The organism is Robinsoniella sp. KNHs210, from assembly GCF_000686105.1.
Lineage (GTDB): Bacteria > Bacillota > Clostridia > Lachnospirales > Lachnospiraceae > Robinsoniella > Robinsoniella peoriensis.
In genome coordinates, this window is the sequence record NZ_JMLZ01000002.1 from 1186245 (window position 1) to 1206082 (window position 19838).

The 19838-nt window shown below is 38.9% G+C and carries 17 protein-coding genes and 1 other RNA gene; all 18 read left to right on the top strand.

Translation table 11 applies throughout. From position 1 onward, the window contains the following. Nucleotides 1–17 precede the first annotated feature (17 nt). The 18 genes from CD03_RS0112040 (at nt 18) to CD03_RS0112120 (ending at nt 19837) form a co-directional block, all read left to right on the top strand. Nucleotides 18–1397: an NCS2 family permease gene (locus tag CD03_RS0112040; protein ID WP_044289324.1), complete on the top strand. Its 1380-nt coding sequence runs from the start codon at nt 18–20 to the stop codon at nt 1395–1397. A 457-nt stretch (nt 1398–1854) separates the two neighbouring features. Further along, nucleotides 1855–3396, top strand: coding sequence for a 2,3-bisphosphoglycerate-independent phosphoglycerate mutase (gpmI, locus tag CD03_RS0112045; RefSeq protein ID WP_027293856.1), 1542 nt, complete (start codon nt 1855–1857; stop codon nt 3394–3396). Nucleotides 3397–3500: 104 nt separating this feature from the next. Next, entirely contained in the window at nt 3501–3827 is a 327-nt protein-coding gene (locus CD03_RS0112050; RefSeq protein ID WP_027293857.1) for a DUF3837 family protein, read from the top strand. 61 nt (nt 3828–3888) lie between these two features. Then, on the top strand, nt 3889–5154 hold the full coding sequence (gene eno, locus CD03_RS0112055) for a phosphopyruvate hydratase (RefSeq protein ID WP_027293858.1): 1266 nt from the start codon (nt 3889–3891) through the stop codon (nt 5152–5154). Nucleotides 5155–5235: 81 nt separating this feature from the next. Continuing rightward, on the top strand, nt 5236–5457 hold the full coding sequence (secG, locus tag CD03_RS0112060; RefSeq protein WP_377140450.1) for a preprotein translocase subunit SecG: 222 nt from the start codon (nt 5236–5238) through the stop codon (nt 5455–5457). Nucleotides 5458–5635: 178 nt separating this feature from the next. Next, nucleotides 5636–7774: a ribonuclease R gene (gene rnr, locus CD03_RS0112065; protein ID WP_027293860.1), complete on the top strand. Its 2139-nt coding sequence runs from the start codon at nt 5636–5638 to the stop codon at nt 7772–7774. Continuing rightward, complete coding sequence (gene smpB / locus CD03_RS0112070) at nt 7775–8239, top strand: SsrA-binding protein SmpB (RefSeq protein WP_027293861.1); 465 nt, start codon at nt 7775–7777, stop codon at nt 8237–8239. It abuts the gene before it with no gap. Nucleotides 8240–8353: 114 nt separating this feature from the next. Beyond that, nucleotides 8354–8587 (top strand): hypothetical protein, encoded by a 234-nt coding sequence (locus tag CD03_RS0112075; RefSeq protein WP_027293862.1) that lies wholly within the window; start codon nt 8354–8356, stop codon nt 8585–8587. Between the two features lie 150 nt (nt 8588–8737). Beyond that, nucleotides 8738–9274, top strand: coding sequence for a rubrerythrin (gene rbr / locus CD03_RS0112080; RefSeq protein WP_027293863.1), 537 nt, complete (start codon nt 8738–8740; stop codon nt 9272–9274). 433 nt (nt 9275–9707) lie between these two features. Then, nucleotides 9708–10058: a transfer-messenger RNA gene (ssrA, locus tag CD03_RS36745) on the top strand. Between the two features lie 292 nt (nt 10059–10350). Further along, complete coding sequence (locus tag CD03_RS36005) at nt 10351–12372, top strand: Ig-like domain-containing protein (protein ID WP_027293864.1); 2022 nt, start codon at nt 10351–10353, stop codon at nt 12370–12372. Nucleotides 12373–12496: 124 nt separating this feature from the next. Then, complete coding sequence (locus CD03_RS37200) at nt 12497–14110, top strand: CpsB/CapC family capsule biosynthesis tyrosine phosphatase (RefSeq protein ID WP_081820232.1); 1614 nt, start codon at nt 12497–12499, stop codon at nt 14108–14110. 16 nt (nt 14111–14126) lie between these two features. Next, the gene (locus tag CD03_RS0112095; protein ID WP_027293866.1) at nt 14127–14861 is read left to right on the top strand and encodes a YveK family protein; all 735 of its coding nucleotides are present in this window, start codon (nt 14127–14129) and stop codon (nt 14859–14861) included. Between the two features lie 10 nt (nt 14862–14871). Beyond that, entirely contained in the window at nt 14872–15627 is a 756-nt protein-coding gene (locus CD03_RS0112100; protein WP_027293867.1) for a CpsD/CapB family tyrosine-protein kinase, read from the top strand. Nucleotides 15628–15658: 31 nt separating this feature from the next. Then, the gene (locus CD03_RS0112105) at nt 15659–17065 is read left to right on the top strand and encodes a sugar transferase (RefSeq protein WP_027293868.1); all 1407 of its coding nucleotides are present in this window, start codon (nt 15659–15661) and stop codon (nt 17063–17065) included. A 376-nt stretch (nt 17066–17441) separates the two neighbouring features. Beyond that, nucleotides 17442–18224, top strand: a complete 783-nt coding sequence (locus tag CD03_RS0112110; protein ID WP_330377181.1) for a WecB/TagA/CpsF family glycosyltransferase — start codon at nt 17442–17444, stop codon at nt 18222–18224. Further along, nucleotides 18225–19310: a glycosyltransferase family 4 protein gene (locus CD03_RS33320; protein WP_044289325.1), complete on the top strand. Its 1086-nt coding sequence runs from the start codon at nt 18225–18227 to the stop codon at nt 19308–19310. Continuing rightward, entirely contained in the window at nt 19307–19837 is a 531-nt protein-coding gene (locus tag CD03_RS0112120) for a DapH/DapD/GlmU-related protein (protein WP_052377776.1), read from the top strand. Before CD03_RS33320 ends, CD03_RS0112120 begins: the two co-directional genes overlap by 4 nt. Nucleotide 19838: the final 1 nt, after the last annotated feature.

The window sequence follows — 19838 nt, forward strand, 5'->3', positions numbered from 1 at the left end:
AGGATGGAAGAGAAAACGTGGAAAAACTATTTAAATTAAAAGAAAATCATACGAATGTAAAAACGGAAATCATCGCAGGTATTACCACATTTATGGCTATGGCCTATATTTTAGCAGTAAACCCGAATATTTTGTCAAGCACCGGTATGGACAAAGGCGCAGTCTTCACTGCAACAGCCCTTGCTTCTTTGGTAGGAACACTGTGTATGGCGTTATTCGCAAATTATCCATTCGTATTAGCCCCGGGTATGGGATTAAATGCATATTTTGCCTATACCATTGTGGCTGATATGGGATACAGCTGGCAGGTAGCGCTGGCCGCAGTCTTTGTAGAAGGTATTATCTTTATTCTTCTTTCGGCAGTTAAAATCAGAGAAGCGTTGTTTGATGCAATCCCTATGACTTTAAAACATGCCGTGAGCGTGGGAATTGGTTTGTTCATCGCATTTATCGGATTGCAGAATTGCCACCTGGTATTAGGAAGCTCCACGCTGGTTACGCTGTTTTCCATGAAGAAGTTCCAGGGGCTTCATGATGGTATGGGGAGTTTTCAGGACGTGGGAATTACAGTATTATTAGCGATTATAGGTATCATCATAACAGCAATTCTGGTAGTACGTAAGGTAAAAGGAAATATTCTGTGGGGAATGCTGATTACCTGGCTTTTGGGGATCGTTTGCCAGCTCACCGGCTTATATGTTCCCAATGCGGAAATCGGACTGTTTTCTTTAATTCCGGATTTCAGCGGCGGAATATCAATTCCCGATATATCACCGGTATTCTTTAAAATGAGCTTTTCCGGTATGCAGATCGGACAGTTTGCCATGGTAGTGTTTGCTTTGTTGTTCGTAGACTTGTTTGATACCCTGGGTGCACTTATTGGACTTGCAACAAAGGCAGACATGTTAGATAAAGACGGAAAACTGCCGCATATCAAAGGTGCATTGATGGCGGATGCAGTAGCTACAACGGCAGGTGCGGTATTTGGAACGTCCACCACTACCACATATGTTGAAAGCGCAACCGGAGTTTCAGAAGGAGGCCGTACGGGACTCACAGCGGTAGTAGCAGCAGTACTGTTCGGATTAGCGTTGTTCCTGTCTCCAATCTTTCTTGCAATTCCGTCTTTCGCTACAGCACCGGCATTGATCATGGTAGGATTCTTTATGCTTTCCAATGTAACCAAGATCGATTTCAATGATATGAGAGAAGGAATTCCGGCATTTATCTGTATTGCAGCAATGCCATTCTTCTATAGTATTTCAGAAGGTATCGCAATGGGAATGATCTCTTACGTGGCACTTCACCTGGCATCTAAGAAGGTAGAACGTAAGAAGATGAGCGTTATTATGTACATTTTAGCGGTATTATTTATTCTGAAATATTTGTTCTTATAAGGATTTAGGGATAGGTTTTATGGATATAGGGACGCTTTGCAGACAGATGTAGTGCCCCGAAAGAGAAGGGGGCGGCCCATTCTCTTTCCGGGATGCAGTTTATTGATAGAAAGCTGGTTTTTTCAGCATGGTGGGATCCTGGGGGTATAACATGCTGGACGATGAAATTGTTCGCTCGAGGGGGTAAAGCGTTACCAATACAAATTTACAGCTGTAAAACAGGTATTGTATGATCCGGCAGGAGAATTACAATACCTGTTTTAGTTTATGCAGATGATTTGTGAGGAAGGCAATTTTGCGTACACATAAGGTAAGTCGGTCAATAAATTGGTGTAGTTGATGAAATATTTCACTTTGCAAAAATTAATCGGGGGTATTGTTGACAAGAAGCCCAACCATCATGTAAAATAAGCTTTTGAGAACGTTAATAATTTATTTAAATAAAGGAGAAAATATCATGAGTAAGAAACCAACCGTTTTGATGATACTTGATGGATATGGATTGAATAAGAAGGAGCAGGCAAATGCAGTAGCAGAAGCTAACACTCCGGTAATGGACAAGTTAATGGCTGAATGCCCGTTTGTAGAAGGTCAGGCAAGCGGAATGGCAGTTGGACTTCCGGAAGGCCAGATGGGTAATTCAGAAGTAGGACATCTGAACATGGGCGCCGGACGTATTGTATATCAGGAGCTTACCAGAATCACCAAAGAGATTCAGGATGGTGATTTCTTCAAAAATGAAGCATTATTAGATGCAGTAAGAAATGCAAAGGAAAATAATACGGCACTCCATATGTTTGGTTTATTATCCGATGGCGGAGTTCACAGCCACAATACACATGTATATGGTCTGTTAGAGCTGGCTAAGAAAGAAGGCCTTGAGAAAGTATATGTACACTGCTTCCTGGACGGACGTGATACACCTCCTTCTTCCGGTAAAGGATATGTGGAACAGTTAGCTGACAAAATGAAAGAGATCGGCGTTGGCGAGATCGCATCTGTAATGGGACGTTATTATGCAATGGACAGAGATAACAGATGGGACAGAGTGGAACTGGCTTATAATGCTATGGTAAATGGCAAAGGCGAGACCGCTGAGTGCGGACCCTGTGGCGTTCAGAAATCCTATGACGCAGACAAAACAGATGAATTCGTACTTCCTACCGTAATGGTAAAAGACGGAGCACCGGTTGCAACCATCCAAGATAAAGATTCCGTAATCTTCTTTAACTTCAGACCGGACCGTGCAAGAGAAATTACCCGTGCTTTCTGCTGTGATGATTTCGATGGCTTTCCACGTGAAAAAAGATTAGATCTGACTTATGTTTGCTTTACGGATTATGATGAAACAATTCCTCATAAAGAAGTAGCTTTCCATAAAGTGGCAATAACCAATACATTTGGCGAATTCCTGGCTGAAAATCATCTGACACAGGCCAGAATCGCAGAAACAGAAAAATATGCACATGTTACTTTCTTCTTTAACGGAGGAAAAGAAGAGCCAAATGCAGGTGAAGACAGAATTCTTGTAAAATCTCCAAAGGTTGCTACCTATGATTTAAAACCGGAGATGAGTGCTTATGAAGTTTGTGATAAGTTAGTTGAAGCAATCAAATCGGATAAATACGATGTGATCATCATTAACTTTGCAAATCCGGATATGGTTGGACATACTGGTGTAGAGAATGCAGCTATCAAAGCAATTGAGGCAGTTGATGCATGTGTTGGAAGAACCGTGGCAGCTCTTGAAGAAGTAAATGGACAGATGTTCATCTGCGCAGACCATGGAAATGCAGAGCAGTTAGTTGATTATGTAACAGGAGTTCCGTTTACTGCACATACAACAAATCCGGTTCCGTTCATTCTGGTAAATTATGATAAGGACTATACATTGAAAGAAGGCGGATGCCTGGCTGATATTGCACCTACATTAATTGAAATGATGGGGATGAAGAAGCCGGCGGAGATGACAGGGAAATCGTTGCTGATCAAAAAATAAGGGATTCTTATGCAAGGGGGCGTGATGCACCGAAAGGTGCGGGCGCTCCTGTTTATATATTTAAAAGTGCAGATTTATTTGAATATTTGACGGAGGTTTTGGATATGGTAAAGGATATTGTGAAATCGGCTATTATGATTAAGCTGAAGTGTAAATCGGAGAGTCCTTTGATTTCGCCGGCGGAGTTTTGCTGTGCGGCGGGTGTGGCAGTGAAGGTAATTGGGCTGGATGAAAGATTTGTGGAGAAGTTTCGGTCTTTGGACTCTGTGGCGGAGATGAAGGAGGTTTTGTTTCCGGAACTGGAAGCGGTGAAGGAGGAGTATCAGGAGGATGCCGTAAATAAGAGGCTTATACATTTGCTCCTTTCCTGTAAGGTGGAAGGGGAAGTGACGGATGAGCTCCGTGAGATATTTGATATGTGCATGCACTGATTTTTTTGATTATTTTATGAAATAAATGGGCACACTACTCTCTAAAGGAGGGCAATGTTCTATGTTTGAATATATACCAATTGTCGATGTTTACGGAAGAGAGATCCTGGATTCCAGGGGAAATCCTACAGTGGAAGTGGAAGTACTGGCGGAAGGCGGTGCGATTGGAAGGGCAGCGGTTCCTTCTGGAGCATCTACCGGACAGTTCGAAGCGATGGAACTTAGGGATGGGGAAGAACGTTATCTGGGACAGGGTGTTTCCCAGGCAGTACATCATGTGAATACAATCCTGGCTGATGCAGTTATCGGTGAAAACGTGCTGCAGCAGACTACGGTTGATAAAATACTTTTAAGAGAAGATGGAACCAGGAATAAATCGAGAATTGGAGCAAATGCCATATTGGGAGTTTCCATGGCAGTTGCCAAAGCAGCTGCCCAGTCACTGAAACTGCCTTTGTTTCGTTATATGGGCGGAATGCAGGCGGGAGAACTTCCGGTTCCGATGATGAATGTGTTAAATGGCGGATGTCACGCAGATAACACCGTAGATCTTCAGGAATTTATGATTATGCCCAAAGGAGCGAAAAGCTTTCATGACGGATTGCAGATGTGCTCGGAAATTTATCACAATCTGAAGAAAATTATTAAAGCCAAAGGACTGTCTACCGGAGTCGGAGACGAGGGCGGATTCGCACCGGATCTGCCGGATGCATCAGCAGTGATAGAATTGCTGATAGAGGCAGTGGAAAAAAGCGGCTACCAGATGAAAAAGGACATTGTTATAGCCATTGATGCAGCAGCATCTGAACTATACGATGAAAAGAAGAGAGTTTATTATTTTCCGGGTGAAAGCCAGATGAAGGGGCACCGGGTAGAACGTACGGCGGATGAGATGATAGAGTACTACAAGGAGATGACGGATAAATATCCGGTTGTATCCATTGAAGACGGTTTGTTTGAGGATGACTGGGAAGGCTGGCAGAAGCTGACGCAGGAATTGGGTGACCGGATTCAGCTGGTTGGGGATGATTTATTTGTTACCAATCCGGAACGTTTGAAAAAAGGAATTGAGCTGGGAGCGGCAAATGCAATCTTAGTCAAGGTCAATCAGATTGGTACGCTGACAGAAGCATTTGAGGCCATTTACATGGCGCAGCGGGCAGGATACCGTACGATTATTTCCCATCGTTCCGGAGAGACAGAAGATACCATCATCGCGGATATAGCAGTTGCAACGGGAGCGGGGCAGATCAAAACAGGAGCACCGTGCAGGAGTGAGCGGGTAGCCAAGTATAATCAGCTCCTTCGTATCGAGGAAAATTTTTAAATTATTGACTTTTTTTCCAGCCTGTGGTAAACTCAATATTGTCGTTTAACATAGGAGGTGCAGAGCGTGGAAGTTTTAAAAATGATCCTTACTATAATTTATATCTTAGTATGTATTGCGTTGACAGTAATTGTATTGATGCAGGAAGGCAAGTCAGCAGGACTTGGTACAATTGGTGGAATGGCAGATACTTACTGGGGCAAGAACAAAGGACGCTCCGTAGAAGGTGCGCTTGTTAAATCCACCAAGTTCTTGGCAATTGGATTTATCGTGCTGTCAGTAGTATTGAATCTTAAGTTTTAAAGTTAGAAGACACTCTTGTAGTTACTGCAAGGGTGTTTTTTTAAACCATGTCGAAAAACATGGAATATAGTCAGTGTATCTAAGGTTGTGCCGGCGGGTAGGTTTCAGGCAGACAGATTTACCGGGCACCGTAAAAATAAACAAGCAGATGCTGCCAACTAAGAAAGAGAGAAAATGAATGAATCAAGAATTATTAGATAAGAGAAAGAAAGTCATATACGATATGATTTGTGATAAACAATACATTCCGATGAAGATTAAAGAAATCGCGATCTTACTTCAGGTTACAAAAGAAGACCGCCCGGCGCTGGAACTGGTACTGGAAGAGTTAATCCGGGAAGGAAAAATTGAAATATCCAAAAGGGGAAAATATAAAAAAGCAGAGGATACATCCCTTGTAGGGAAATTTATCGGACATCCAAAAGGATTTGGATTTGTAGAGATCGAAGGCAGGGAAGAAGATATTTTTATCCCGGAAACTGCAACCGAAGGAGCAGTACATCAGGATACAGTGCAGGTAGCGCTGGTTCCGGGAAAGAACGGGAAACGACAGGAGGGTGCCATTATTAATATCCTGGAACATGGCATGAAGGAAGTAGTCGGAACCTATCAGCAGAGTAAAAATTTTGGCTTTGTCGTACCTGATAATTTAAAGCTGACCAAAGATATCTTTATCCCTATTGAGCGCTCAAAAGGGGCTGTGAACGGGCATAAGGTAGTTGCGGAAATCACAGATTACGGCACAAAAACGAAAAATCCGGAAGGAAAAGTCAAAGAAATTATCGGGCATATCAATGATCCGGGAACGGATATCCTCTCCATCGTTTATGCCTACGAGCTGCCCCTTGATTTTCCGGAAAAAGTGATGAATCAGGCACAGCGCATGCCCGATGAAATCATAGATGGTGATATGGATGGCAGAAAAGATATGCGTGATTTGCAGACAGTAACCATTGACGGTGAAGATGCAAAAGATTTGGATGATGCCATTTCCCTTACAAAAGAAGGAAATATTTATCATCTGGGAGTTCATATAGCGGATGTAACCAATTATGTACAAGAGAACAGTGCATTAGACCGGGAAGCCTTAAAAAGAGGTACCAGCGTTTATCTGGTAGACCGGGTAATACCTATGCTTCCTCACAAATTGTCCAACGGAATCTGCTCCCTGAATCAGGGTGTAGACAGACTGGCACTGAGCTGTATCATGGATGTGGATGAAAAAGGAAACGTCATCAGTCATGAAATAGCAGAAACTGTGATTAACGTAGACCGAAGAATGACTTATACCAGCGTAAAGAAAATCCTGACAGAGCAGGATGAAGAAGAACGCTTAGAATATGAATCACTGGTACCAATGTTTGAACTCATGCAGGAACTGGCAGGTCTATTGCGGGAGAAGAGAAAGCAGAGAGGTTCCATCGATTTTGATTTCCCGGAGACTAAGATTATTCTGGATGAAAAAGGAAAGCCCCAGGAAATCAAACCATACGACCGCAATATAGCGACTAAAATTATAGAAGATTTCATGCTGCTGGCAAATGAAACCGTAGCAGAAGACTATTACTGGCAGGAACTTCCCTTTGTATACCGTACCCATGACACACCGGATCCGGAAAAAATAGAAAAGCTGGCATTGTTTATCAACAACTTCGGATATGGAATTAAAAACAGCAAAAATGATATCCATCCCAAAGAACTGCAAAAACTGCTGGCAAGAATCGAAGATTCGCCGGAAGAAGCCATGATCAGCAGATTAACTCTGCGTTCTATGAAACAGGCGAAATATACACCGGAATGTACCGGACATTTTGGTTTGGCAGCGCAGTACTACTGTCATTTCACGTCACCGATACGCCGCTATCCCGATCTTCAGATCCACCGTATCATCAAAGACAATCTTCGTGGCAGAATGAATAACGGCAGGATCAAACATTACGATGGAATTCTGACCCAGGTTGCCGATCAGTCCAGTAAAATGGAACGCCGTGCGGATGAGGCAGAGCGGGAGACAGATAAGCTGAAAAAAGTGGAATATATGGAAGCCCGTATAGGTCAGTGTTTCCAAGGTGTTATTTCCGGAATCACAAGCTGGGGTCTGTATGTAGAGCTGCCAAATACCATAGAGGGTATGGTTCATGTTACTCATATGTACGACGACCGCTATTATTATAAGGAAGAAACTTATGAAATGTTCGGTGTAGACACCGGTAAAATATATAAACTTGGACAGAAATTAACCGTTAAGGTAATAGACTGCGACCGACAGAGCCGCACCATCGATTTTGAGATCGCAGAAGAAGGGGGAGAAAGCTAAGTGGGAGCACAATCCATTAAACTGATAGCAAATAATAAAAAAGCGTTTCATGATTATTTTATAGAAGATACCTATGAAGCAGGCATATCTCTGCATGGAACAGAAGTAAAATCCCTTCGCATGGGGAAATGCAGTATCAAAGAATCCTTCGTCCGCGTTGATCGCGGCGAAGTATTCATATATGGAATGCATATCAGTCCTTATGAGAAAGGAAACATTTTTAATAAAGATCCGCTGCGGGTGAAAAAGCTTTTATTACACCGCTTTGAAATCAACAAGCTGACCGGTAAAATGAAAGAAAAGGGATTTACACTGGTTCCGCTTAAGGTTTATTTTAAAGGAAGTCTGGTAAAGGTGGAAATCGGACTTGCCCGAGGTAAAAAACTCTATGATAAACGACAGGACATAGCAAAAAAAGATCAGAGAAGAGAAGCAGAGAAGGAATTTAAGATCCGGAACCTGTAGAAGCGATCACATAAAATTTGTTTAGTACCAGAAAAGAGCCAGAAAAAAACCCAACAAGAGCCAAGAAAGAGCCAAATAAGAGCCAAATAAGAGCGTATGCAGGAGGAAATCGGTATGGTACCCACATCAAAAGAAGACTTGACAAAACTGGTAACCCAGGCTACTTTAGAAACTTATGAAGAATTATCACCTCAGCTGATCGTACTGCTGGATCAGGTGAAACACAATGATCAGTTAACAGAATCCCAGAAAAATGACGAGATCATGCTGAACATGATGGGTTATGTTAAATCCTGTACCAATGAAATCATCATTGAAGTATTATCAGAAATTCTCGGACTGGATTAATGAAAATATATTTTTCGATTAATGGTTTTGAAATGTAATGAAATATATTGGAAATATATTTTCTAATTTAATTGACAAAATATAGAAATAGTGCTATATTAAATTAGTAATAGTTACTGATATTAAAAAATACAAAGGAGGATTTTACACATGGAATTAAAAGGATCAAGAACAGAAGCGAACTTACAGGCAGCATTTGCAGGTGAAAGCCAGGCAAGGAACAAATATACATATTATGCAAGCAAGGCAAAAAAAGAAGGATATGTTCAGATCTCAAATCTCTTCTTAGAGACAGCAGATAACGAAAAAGAACATGCAAAAATGTGGTTTAAATTATTACATGACGGTATGCCGGATACCCTTACAAATTTAAAAGATGCTGCAGAAGGCGAAAACTACGAATGGACTGACATGTACGCAACCTTTGCAAAAGAAGCAAAAGAAGAAGGCTTTGATCAGATTGCATACTGGTTTGAAGAAGTTGCAAAAATCGAAAAAGAACATGAAGAAAGATATCGTAAATTGTTAGCAAATATCGAAGAAGGCAAAGTATTCATTAAAGGTGAAGAAGTAGCTTGGCAGTGTTCCAACTGTGGACATATCCACTATGGTACAGATGCTCCGGAAGTATGTCCGGTATGTTCTCATCCACAAGCTTATTTCCAGATCCAGGCTAAAAACTTCTAAAAATCATTACATAAATTTTATTAAGAAAAAACGGGTAAATCTGTGTGCATATATAATAGGAAGAAATAAGTTATCGGAATGATAATTAGTGTGCAGCGGATATGAGTTGGAATATATTTAAATATAATGAAACACAGTAAAATAGCGAAACGAAATAAATGAACGAAACGTGATATAACATATTGTAACGTGAGATATATAGTAATTAAAGATATGGAATAGATATCGAAATAATGTTGAAAATGCTGCGTGGTAAATATTTAAGCGCAGCATTTCGCATATAGATAAAGGTTTACATAATATGTTAATACAAAATATCTGAATAACCTTGACATTCCTAACAATATCAACTATAATGGAACAACTGAGAAACATAAATTTTAATTTATATTTCTAAAATGCAAACGTCTGCAAAACCAAATACACCTGATCAGGGGTTGTACTGGTTTCGACGGGGGTTTTGCAATTGGAGAAGCCATCCGTGGGCCGGGACCACGCAGCAAACCGGACAAAAAATATAAACGCAGACGATAATTATTCGTTAGCAGCAGCCTAATGCTGCTTGTCGGCCTTGGGTCACTCACAGCTTAAGTCACCGGCATCAAATAATGTGAGGCACTTTGTTTCCAAAGCTTTGAGGGAATAAAAGAACTTATGAAGCTACTAAAGTCTGCAGCTTGTCATTAAGCGGCAGATAGAGGGAATGTTAAATTAATGACTGTGATGGGAGATGCTTCAATGAATAGGCTTTCGGACAGGGGTTCGATTCCCCTCAGCTCCATCTATAAAATGCTATAGGTTCTGAACGATAACAGAGGCTATAGCTTTTTTTTGTGTAAAAACCCACTATTCTGGTATGAATTACATATGTTTCTCATAATTCCGGTTGCACATAATTGTATAAAAATTTATACAATTGCAAATAAGGGAAATGTAACAAACAACCACGTTTATGACATAAATGACAATTGGCGGGGATTGACATATTCACCAAAAAGTAGGATAATAACTCTGTAGTTGGAGAACGAGCATCCGACAAAATATGCCAAGGCAAAAAATTATAAGGAGGTAGTGTTATGAAACGAATCACGAAAAGCATCATGGTGATTATGGTTATGTCGTTGTTCTTCGGATTAACTGCGAATGCTGCTGTTAAGAGAGTAACAATTACTGAACCGACCAAAGAGTCAAGCGCAGTTGTTTGGTTAAAGAAAGGTTATACGATAGTAGATCTGAAAGCCAAAGTTTCTGTAACGGATAATAGCAGCAAGGCTGTGACTTATAAGTCCAGTAAAAAGTCTGTAGCTTCCGTTGATGAAAAGGGTCGCGTTACCTGTAAAAATCCGGGTCAAGCTACAATCACGGTAACTTCCAAATCTGATAAAACAAAAACAGATACGATTACGCTGAATGTGAGACAAAAAGTTAAAACAGTGTCTGCTAGTAAAAAGAGTTTTAAATTATATGTTGGGAAAAAAGCATCAATCAATCCTACATATTCTCCGGATACAGCAGTATTTGATCGTTGGGGTTACAAAAACTACAATAGCAAGATTATAAGCGTTAGCAAAGATGGTGTTATCACAGCAAAGAAAATTGGTAAAACAACTATTACAGTTAAAGCTTATGATGGATTCAAAAATGGTTCAGATGCATGGACGAAAATCTCAGTAGAGGTTAGACCTCGCTATGTTTCTTCTATTGTACCAGAAAGAAAAACGGTTGAATTGGGTGTTGGAGGAAAACTTTTGTTAAGCCCAAAAGTATCTCCTTCCAGTGCTACGAACAAAGATCTTTCTTTTAAGACCAGTGATTCGAAAGTAGCAACAGTAAGCAGTAATGATATTGTAACTGCAAGAAGCATAGGAACTGCTACGATTACCATTACAGCAAAAGACGGAAGTAAGAAGAGTACTACAATCAGAGTAAAAGTACATGATACCGTTAACGTTAAGAGTGTTGATTTAAAAGCTACAAGAAGTACTTTAACAGTTGGTGGAGCAAGAACAAAACTGACTGCTGTAACTAATCCTTCTGATGCAACTGTTAGAACGACATCTTATTCTACCAGTAATAAGGCAGTTGCGATTGTAGAAAAAACCAGCAAAGGTGTTGCAATGGTAAAACCTGTTGGACCTGGTACAGCTACAATTACAGTTAAGATTACAGATGGTAATTTGAACAAAGTTTATGGCAAGGTTACGGTTAAGGTTGTTCAGCCTGTAACAGGTGTTACGCTTAATACTTCAAATTTAGTACTTTCTACTGACAGTACATTTGGAGATGTAACAGCTCAGTTAACGGCAAATGTCCTTCCACAAAATGCTAGTAACAAAAATGTTACATTTGTATCCAGCAACCCAAATGTTGCAGCTGTTAATTCTTCTACCGGTCTTGTAAGTGCTAAAGCAGCCGGTACTGCAAAAATTACGGTTACGACAGCAGATGGTAAAAAGACAGCTTCTGCAGATGTAAAAGTAAATGGTGTTACTATTAACAAATTAGCGGTTAAGAAAAATGTTAGTACAGGTAACACAATTGAATTGTATGTGAATGGAAAAATGTCCTGGGATGAAAATAAGACTTCGGAAATCAGAGAAACATTGAATCGTTTTGTTGGGGATTTAGTTACGGCTGCAAAGAGTAACTTCCCAGAGTTTGCAAAAGCTTTCAATGTTGTTATGAATGGACAGACTTATAATGTTACATTAGGAAAAGATGGATTTACATTTACAAAAGATGGAAAAGATATGTTCCCAATGTTAAACGGTAAGTCATTTGATGTAGTGAAACTCACCTTTGCTCGTGGTGTGAATTCAGATCAGATCCAGAAACTTATTGATGGCATTAGTACAGGATTAATAGCTTTAGGTGACAAAGAATATAAATTTGATGGCGGACTATTTGTTGAAAGAGGTGTTTCAAAATCTAATATAACGAATATTTCCTTAAAAGATAGTCAGATCGTATTTAATATCAATGGAACTAAAGCTGCAGTTGGTACAAATAACGCAGGAGAATTAGTAATTAAAAATTCACCTGAAGTTGCTAATACAATTTATGAAGTATTCAGAAATTACCTTGTAGTAGTACAATAACAAATATCAGTTGATATTTTAAACCAAAGTTAGAAGGCAGAGGTGCCTGAAAATGGTGCCTCTGCTTTTTACCTGAAATAGGATTGGCAGGAAAAGTTATCCAGGACAGACGGAGGAACCTTAAATGAAAAAGTGGAAAACCCCCATTATATTTGCACCCATACTACTATCGGCAGCAATGACGATGACAGTATACGCTGGTGACATAAATGGACCGGAATCGAGTATCATAGGAGCGGCAAGCGGGACATTTACCTATAATGGAAGAACATATGTGGCAGGAAGCGAATATCTTGGAATGCTGCAGGCGAAGCTGGCTGAAGATGGGGTAGACTTGACACAGGCGCAGGCTGACGAATTAATAGGGCAGATGTATGCTTCTGTGGGCAGCGGCGTGAATCAGGGATATCTGGTTCCAACGGATGGAGGAGATTCGGGAACGGGACAGCCTTCAACAGAACCTGATACATCAGGAAGCGATAACGGCAATGGAAACGGTTCGGGAACAGGCGATAAGAAAAAACCGAATAATAAGAATGATAAAGATAAGACGGATACAGACAAACCGGGAAGTGATACAAATGAAGGCGGAGCAAATACAGCGGGCGATGGAAAAGACAATTCAAATTCAGATACATCAGATAAAAATGCATCTGCATCTATAAATTCAGATGATAGTAAAGGCGATAGAGATAGCAAAGATTCCAAAGATGCATCGAATAAAAGTCAAAAAGAAACAGATATAGCAGAGAAAAAGAAAAAACCTGAACTCTTGGATGATAATGTATACACAGATACATCTAAAGAAGAGCAGGATTACATAGATTCATTAATTAAGAATGCAGAAGGGACAAAAGGTCTTACCGAAGAAAATGATCCATCTGCAATTAACAAAGAAAATAAAGGAAACAGCTTAACCAGCATCCTTGCAAATAAAGGTCCTGTAGCAGCGATTGGTGTATTGATAGTCTTGGGTATCATTGTTGTAATACTGGCAATACGCAAGATTCGCAGAAGCGTAAAAGGATCTAAAATAGACGTAACAAATTACATAGACATGCATAGCCACATTTTACCAGGTGTAGATGATGGTTCGAAAGATATGGAAACGACAATGAAAATGGTAGACATTGCGTACCAACAGGGAACACGTAAAATGATTGCAACCCCGCATTACCATATCGGACATCATAAAAAAAGTAAAGTAGAGTTAGAAGAAATTTTACAAAATACTCAAAATAGGATCCATGAAAAATACCCTGATTTTGATCTATACTTAGGAAACGAGTTATTCTGTTCAGATGGAATCATCAGAAGAGTAGAAGAGGGGAAGGCATTAACCCTGGCGGGCAGCCGCTATGTACTGGTAGAATTCAGGACAGATGAATCCTATCGTAAGATTTATGAAGCGGCAGCAGGATTTTTACGTGCAAGATATATTCCAATCATTGCCCACGTAGAGCGTTATAAAAATGTAATGGATAATCCCCAGAATTTAAAAGAACTGAAAAACGCAGGGGCATTACTTCAAATGAATCATGCAAGTGTGAAAAGGCACTTGAAATTGATAAAAAATGGCGATATTGATTTCCTGGCAACAGATTGCCATGATGCAGGTCACCGCACTCCGGAAATCAAAGAGTCATTGCAGCATCTGGGAACCATCTGCGATTCTGCGCAGATTAAAAAAATGTTAGTAGACAATCCAGAATGCATTTTACAAAATAAATACATTTAGAGAAAGGTAATTACGAATGGAAACCAATCAATTACAAAACGACGAAGTGGAAATTGACTTAAAAGAAATATTCTTTGTCCTCTTGCACAAATTGTGGATTATAGTATTGGCAATGGTAGTATGTGCCGGAGTTGCCGGAATATTTACAAAGACAATGATTACACCTCAGTTTAAATCTTCATCAATGTTGTATATTTTGACACAATCAACAAGCATAACATCTCTGGCGGATATTCAGATGGGTTCACAGCTTACAAAAGATTATTCTATATTAGTGCAAAGCCGCCCGGTTTTAGAGGAAGTGATTAAAAATCTGAAACTTGATATTAAGTATGAACAGATGGTAAAGAAAATTGAGATTGCAAATCCTGCAGACACTCGTATTATAACAATCACGGTCACGGATCCCGATCCGAAAATGGCAAAGACAATAACAGATGAGATAGCTGAAGTTGCATCTGATCGGATTGCAGACATAATGAAGCAGGAGGATAAGCCAAGTATTGTAGAAAAAGGACATATTGCTGAGACAAAGAGCAGCCCAAGTACTGTGAAAAATTGTGCTATAGCAGGTCTCTTAGGAGCAGTTGTTGCTGCATTTATTATCATATTGATCTTTATGATGGATGATACCATTAAAACAGCAGATGACATTGAGAAGTATCTTGGAATTACAACATTAGGAACAATACCAACTGGTGATAAAAATAAGAAACAATCCAGACAGAGAAGATTACCATTCAGGCGGTAAGGAGAAGATTATGAAAAAAGTAAATTTTGAAAAAATAGATGCACTAAATTTCCAGTCAAGTGAAGCATACAAAACTTTACGTACGAATATTCAATTTTGTGGAGAAAAAATAAAAGTTGTTTCATTTACAAGCTGCCTTCCAAACGAAGGAAAATCAACATTAGTCTTCCGTCTGGCCAGTTCTATGGCAGAGGCTGGGAAGAAAGTATTGATGATCGATGCAGATATTCGTAAATCAGTAACCGTTGCAAGATATCAGGCGGATAAAAAGGTTCAAGGTTTATCAGAGTATCTGACCGGACAATGTGCATTGGATGATTGTCTGTGCAGTACAAATATAGAAAATATGGACTTTATCTTTACGGGGCCAGTGGCTCCGAACCCATCAGAATTGCTGGGCAGTGATAAATTTGAAGAATTAATCGCCCGGTTACGTCCGGAGTATGAATACATATTTATTGATTGTCCGCCATTGGGAAGCATTATTGATGCAGCGATTGTTTCCACAGTTAGTGATGGTGCTGTATTTGTAATTGAAGCTGATATTATTAGTTATAAATTTGCTCAGAAGGTAAAACAGCAGTTGGAGAAGAGCGGTTGTAAAATCTTAGGTGCAGTATTAAATAAAGTTGATATGGATGGAAAAGGTTATTATGGCCGTTATTATGGAAAATATTATGGTAAAAAGTATGGCGGTTATTATGGCTATGGTTATGGGGAAAAAGATGTTCAAAATGCAGCAAAAGAGGCAGTAGCGGGAAATTAGATTATATTAATAGGAAACGGGAGAGTTATGAATGAACCCACGTGCAAATAAATTATATAGAACTTATATAGCAATAATTGAGTTTGCGATACTAACGGCAGTTTATTTCTTGTGTATCTATTTAAGAACAGGCAGTATAGCATTATTTCAGAGCAGTGTGTTTTTGCTGGGGTACTTTTTGCTTGTGGTATTGCGGGTTGTACTGATTAAGATTTTAGATCCCTATAAGGATATGTCTCACAGAGGATACTACAGGGAATTTCGGAATGTGTTAAAAATCAGCACATTTGAAGTTGCCCTGCTGATTGTGAGTCTGTATATGCTTGGCAAAGGAAAAGAGTTTTCAAGAACCGTATTTATCGTATTCTACTTGCTTGAGATAGTATTTGACTGGATTGTTCGTTATTGGTATAAGGAATATTTTAATACCAAGCATAAAGGTAATGGGACAAGCCAGAAGCTATTGGTGATTACTACATCTGATAAGATTGGTGCTATACTGAAAAGCATGAATGAAAATGACGATTGGTTTTATGATGTCTTTGGCTGCGCAATACTGGATAAGGAAATGACAGGGCAAACGATAGCGGGAGTTCCTGTGGTAGCCGGGCATAGTACGGTACGGCAGTATGTTATACAGAATGTGGTTGATGCTGTCTTTTTAGATGGAAATATGAAGAATGATGATTTTCAGAAGTTAATAAATCTTGTTAGTGATATAGGCAGTATGTTATATATTAATCTGGCTAACTTTGGGATGGAATTGACAAATGAGAGAATTATCAGGATAGGTGGATTTACGACGTTGGCTTCCAGCCGAAGAGAGATTTCGCCTATTCAGAATATTGCTAAAAGGGCTATGGATATTGCAGGTGGGTTGGTAGGAAGTATTTTTACGGTGTTACTAACCATTATACTTGGACTGATTATAAAGATAGATTCTCCAGGGCCTATTTTCTTTAAGCAGGAGAGGGTAGGTAGAAATGGACGTCGATTTAAGATGTTTAAGTATCGTTCTATGTATATTGATGCGGAAGCACGGAAAGCAGAGCTTATGAAGCAGAATAAGATGAGTGGGCTGATGTTTAAGATGGATAATGATCCGCGTATTACGAAGGTTGGTAAGTTTATAAGAAAAACAAGTTTGGATGAGTTTCCTCAGTTCTTTAATGTGCTGTTGGGAGATATGAGTTTGGTTGGTACCAGACCCCCTACGGTAGGGGAATTTCAGCAGTATGAATCTCATCATAAGAAGAGGCTTAGTATGAAACCGGGGCTGACTGGTCTTTGGCAGGTTAGTGGGCGGAGTGACATAACGGATTTTGAAGAGGTTGTGGAGTTGGATTCTCAGTATATTGATAGTTGGGATATTGGGATGGATTTGAAGATATTGGTGAAGACGGTGGGGGTTTTGTTTGGGGATAGGCATGCAAGCTAGTAGATAGTTGTATTTAATATATTACTTGTTATCTTATTATATTTAATGTGCGTTTATAATAATTAGGCATAAAAAGCATTTGTTATAATATGCTTAAATAATATTAGACATGAGTAATATAAGGAAGAAATTATAATATGAATGTGACAAAATATGAATTTGGCATAACTTGGTTGCGGCATAAAAGATACAAGAGATAGTCGTGAAAAAAGGTTCAATCTTTTGTTTATATTTTCTTACCTAGGAAAGAAAGCATGCTACAGCGGATAGATTAAATTCTCCCCGCTGTTTGTCGTGCTTTAGAATAATAAATTTTAAGGTTTTTATAATTACTGGAGAAAAATTTTAAAGCATATGAGTATAGGAGGAAAGTGCTTTGGAAAAGAATAGTAAACTATTTATTAGAAAAGTTGATAAAAGCACGATTCCTACATGTCTAATAATGGGGGTAGATATTGCGGCTATCAATATGAAATGGCTGCTTGAGTTTACAGAAAAGAACATCAAAGAGTTGTCAGGGGATTATATGTGTGTTTCTAATGTGCATACAACAGTGACAGCTTATGAAGATGAAGAATATAGAAGAATTCAAAATGGTGGTATCATGGCTATTCCAGATGGAGGACCTCTTTCATCAGTTGGAAGAAAACGTGGTTTTGGTGAAATGAATCGTACCACCGGTCCAAGCTATATGGGTGAGATTTTTAAAATCAGTGTGGAAAAAGGATATCGCCATTTCTTTTACGGAAGTACGCCAGAAACACTTAAGAAATTATACAAAAAACTTCAAGAGGAGTATCAGGGTATTCAAATTGCTGGTATGTACAGTCCGCCTTTTAGACCATTAACTGAAGAGGAAGATAGTTCAATTATTAATAGTATTAACTCCCAAAAAGTCGATTTTATTTGGATAGGATTGGGGGCACCAAAACAAGAAATATGGATGGATGATCATCAGGGTAAAATAGAAGGTTTTATGATAGGTGTAGGAGCTGGATTTGATTATTTTGCTGGAAATATAGAGAGAGCTCCGGAGTGGATGCAAAAAGCAAATTTGGAATGGCTATATCGCCTTATGCAAGATCACAAACGGCTATTTAAACGATATTTAATGACGAATAGTAAGTTTATTTGGAATGTTTACTTAAGAGGAAAATAGATGGAAGTTAGAAAAAAGAAAGTCTGCATGGTTGTTCAAGATAAAATGGTTAAAGGTGGAATCGCTGCTGTAATTAGTGGTTATTATGGCTCTAAATTAGAAAGTGACTATAATATGATTTATGTAGAATCATATAAGGACGGTTGTGTATTTACAAAATTGTTGAAAGGAATTTCCGGTTATTTTCATTTCGCAAAAGTATTGCTTTTCGATCGCCCTGATTTAGTACATATTCATTCTTCTTTTGGTCCCTCTTTTTATCGAAAAATGCCTTTTATTTATATGGCATCTTGGGTTAAAAAACCAATTATAAATCACATTCATGGTGCTGATTTTGAAGAGTTTTATATACACGCAAGTAAGAAAAAACAGGATTTAATTAAAAAGGTGTATGGAAAATGTTCGTTGCTAATCGCTCTTTCTTCGGAGTGGAAAGAAAGACTTTCGAAAATTGTACCAGATAATAAAATCATAATAATTGAAAACTATAGTACATTACACGAAGAGTGTCTTGGTGAACGATTGATTCGGCCATCAAATAACATTGTTTTATTTCTTGGAGAAATAGGTGAAAGAAAGGGCTGTTTTGACATTCCGGCTGTAGTAAAAATAGTTATTAAGACTGTTAAGGATGTAAAATTTGTTATTGGCGGTGCGGGAAGGGATATAGACGAGGCGAATGTGAAAAAGATGTTTCAGGAAGCTGGCATTGAGAGCCATGTTATTTTTCCAGGCTGGATTCGTGGTGCAGAAAAAGATAAATTTATGCGTGAGGCAGATGTTTTTTTTCTTCCGTCATATAACGAAGGAATGCCTATGTCAATACTGGATGCAATGGGATACGGACTTCCTATTGTAAGTACAAATGTGGGTGGTATTCCTAAAATTGTTCATCATAGAAAAAATGGGTATTGTTGTGAACCTGGTGACACAGAGAAAATGGCAGATGGTATTGTCAGATTATTACAAGATAAAAAATGGACGCATTTGGCAGCAAATGAAAGTATCAACATTGTGAAAAACGGATATTCCCTTGAGTATCATATAATGCAGATTATTCGTACATATGAAGGAGTGATAGTGTGAGACCGATTTATGAGTATATTAGGGGAGTTTTTTTCGTCGTGAAGTCAAAGATGATTTATGGAAAAAAGATCGATATCGGATTGATTCAAGCGTTTCAAAAGGTGAAGTTGGAGATTGGGAAAGACGCTTTAGTTTCAATTGGCAATTATAATCAGAACAGAGGGTATCTGTATATAGGAGTTCGCAGTGGTAAATTGACTATTGGTGATCATTGTTTCTTTAATATTAATTCCTCTATTACTAGTATTGAGAGTATATCCATTGGGTATAACTGTAAATTTGGAAATAATCTTGTTATTGTAGATCATGATCATAATTTCAATAATGATTCTCCAGAATTCGTTTCGACATCTATTTCGATAGGCAATAATGTATGGGTTGGAGCAAATGTTACAATCTTAAAAGGGGCTGTTATTGGTAATAATTGTGTAATTGCAGCTGGAACGATAATTAAGGGTGTTATACCAGATGGTATGCTCGTATATCAGAAAAGAGAGACTATAGAAAAAATAATTGTGAGGAAATAAT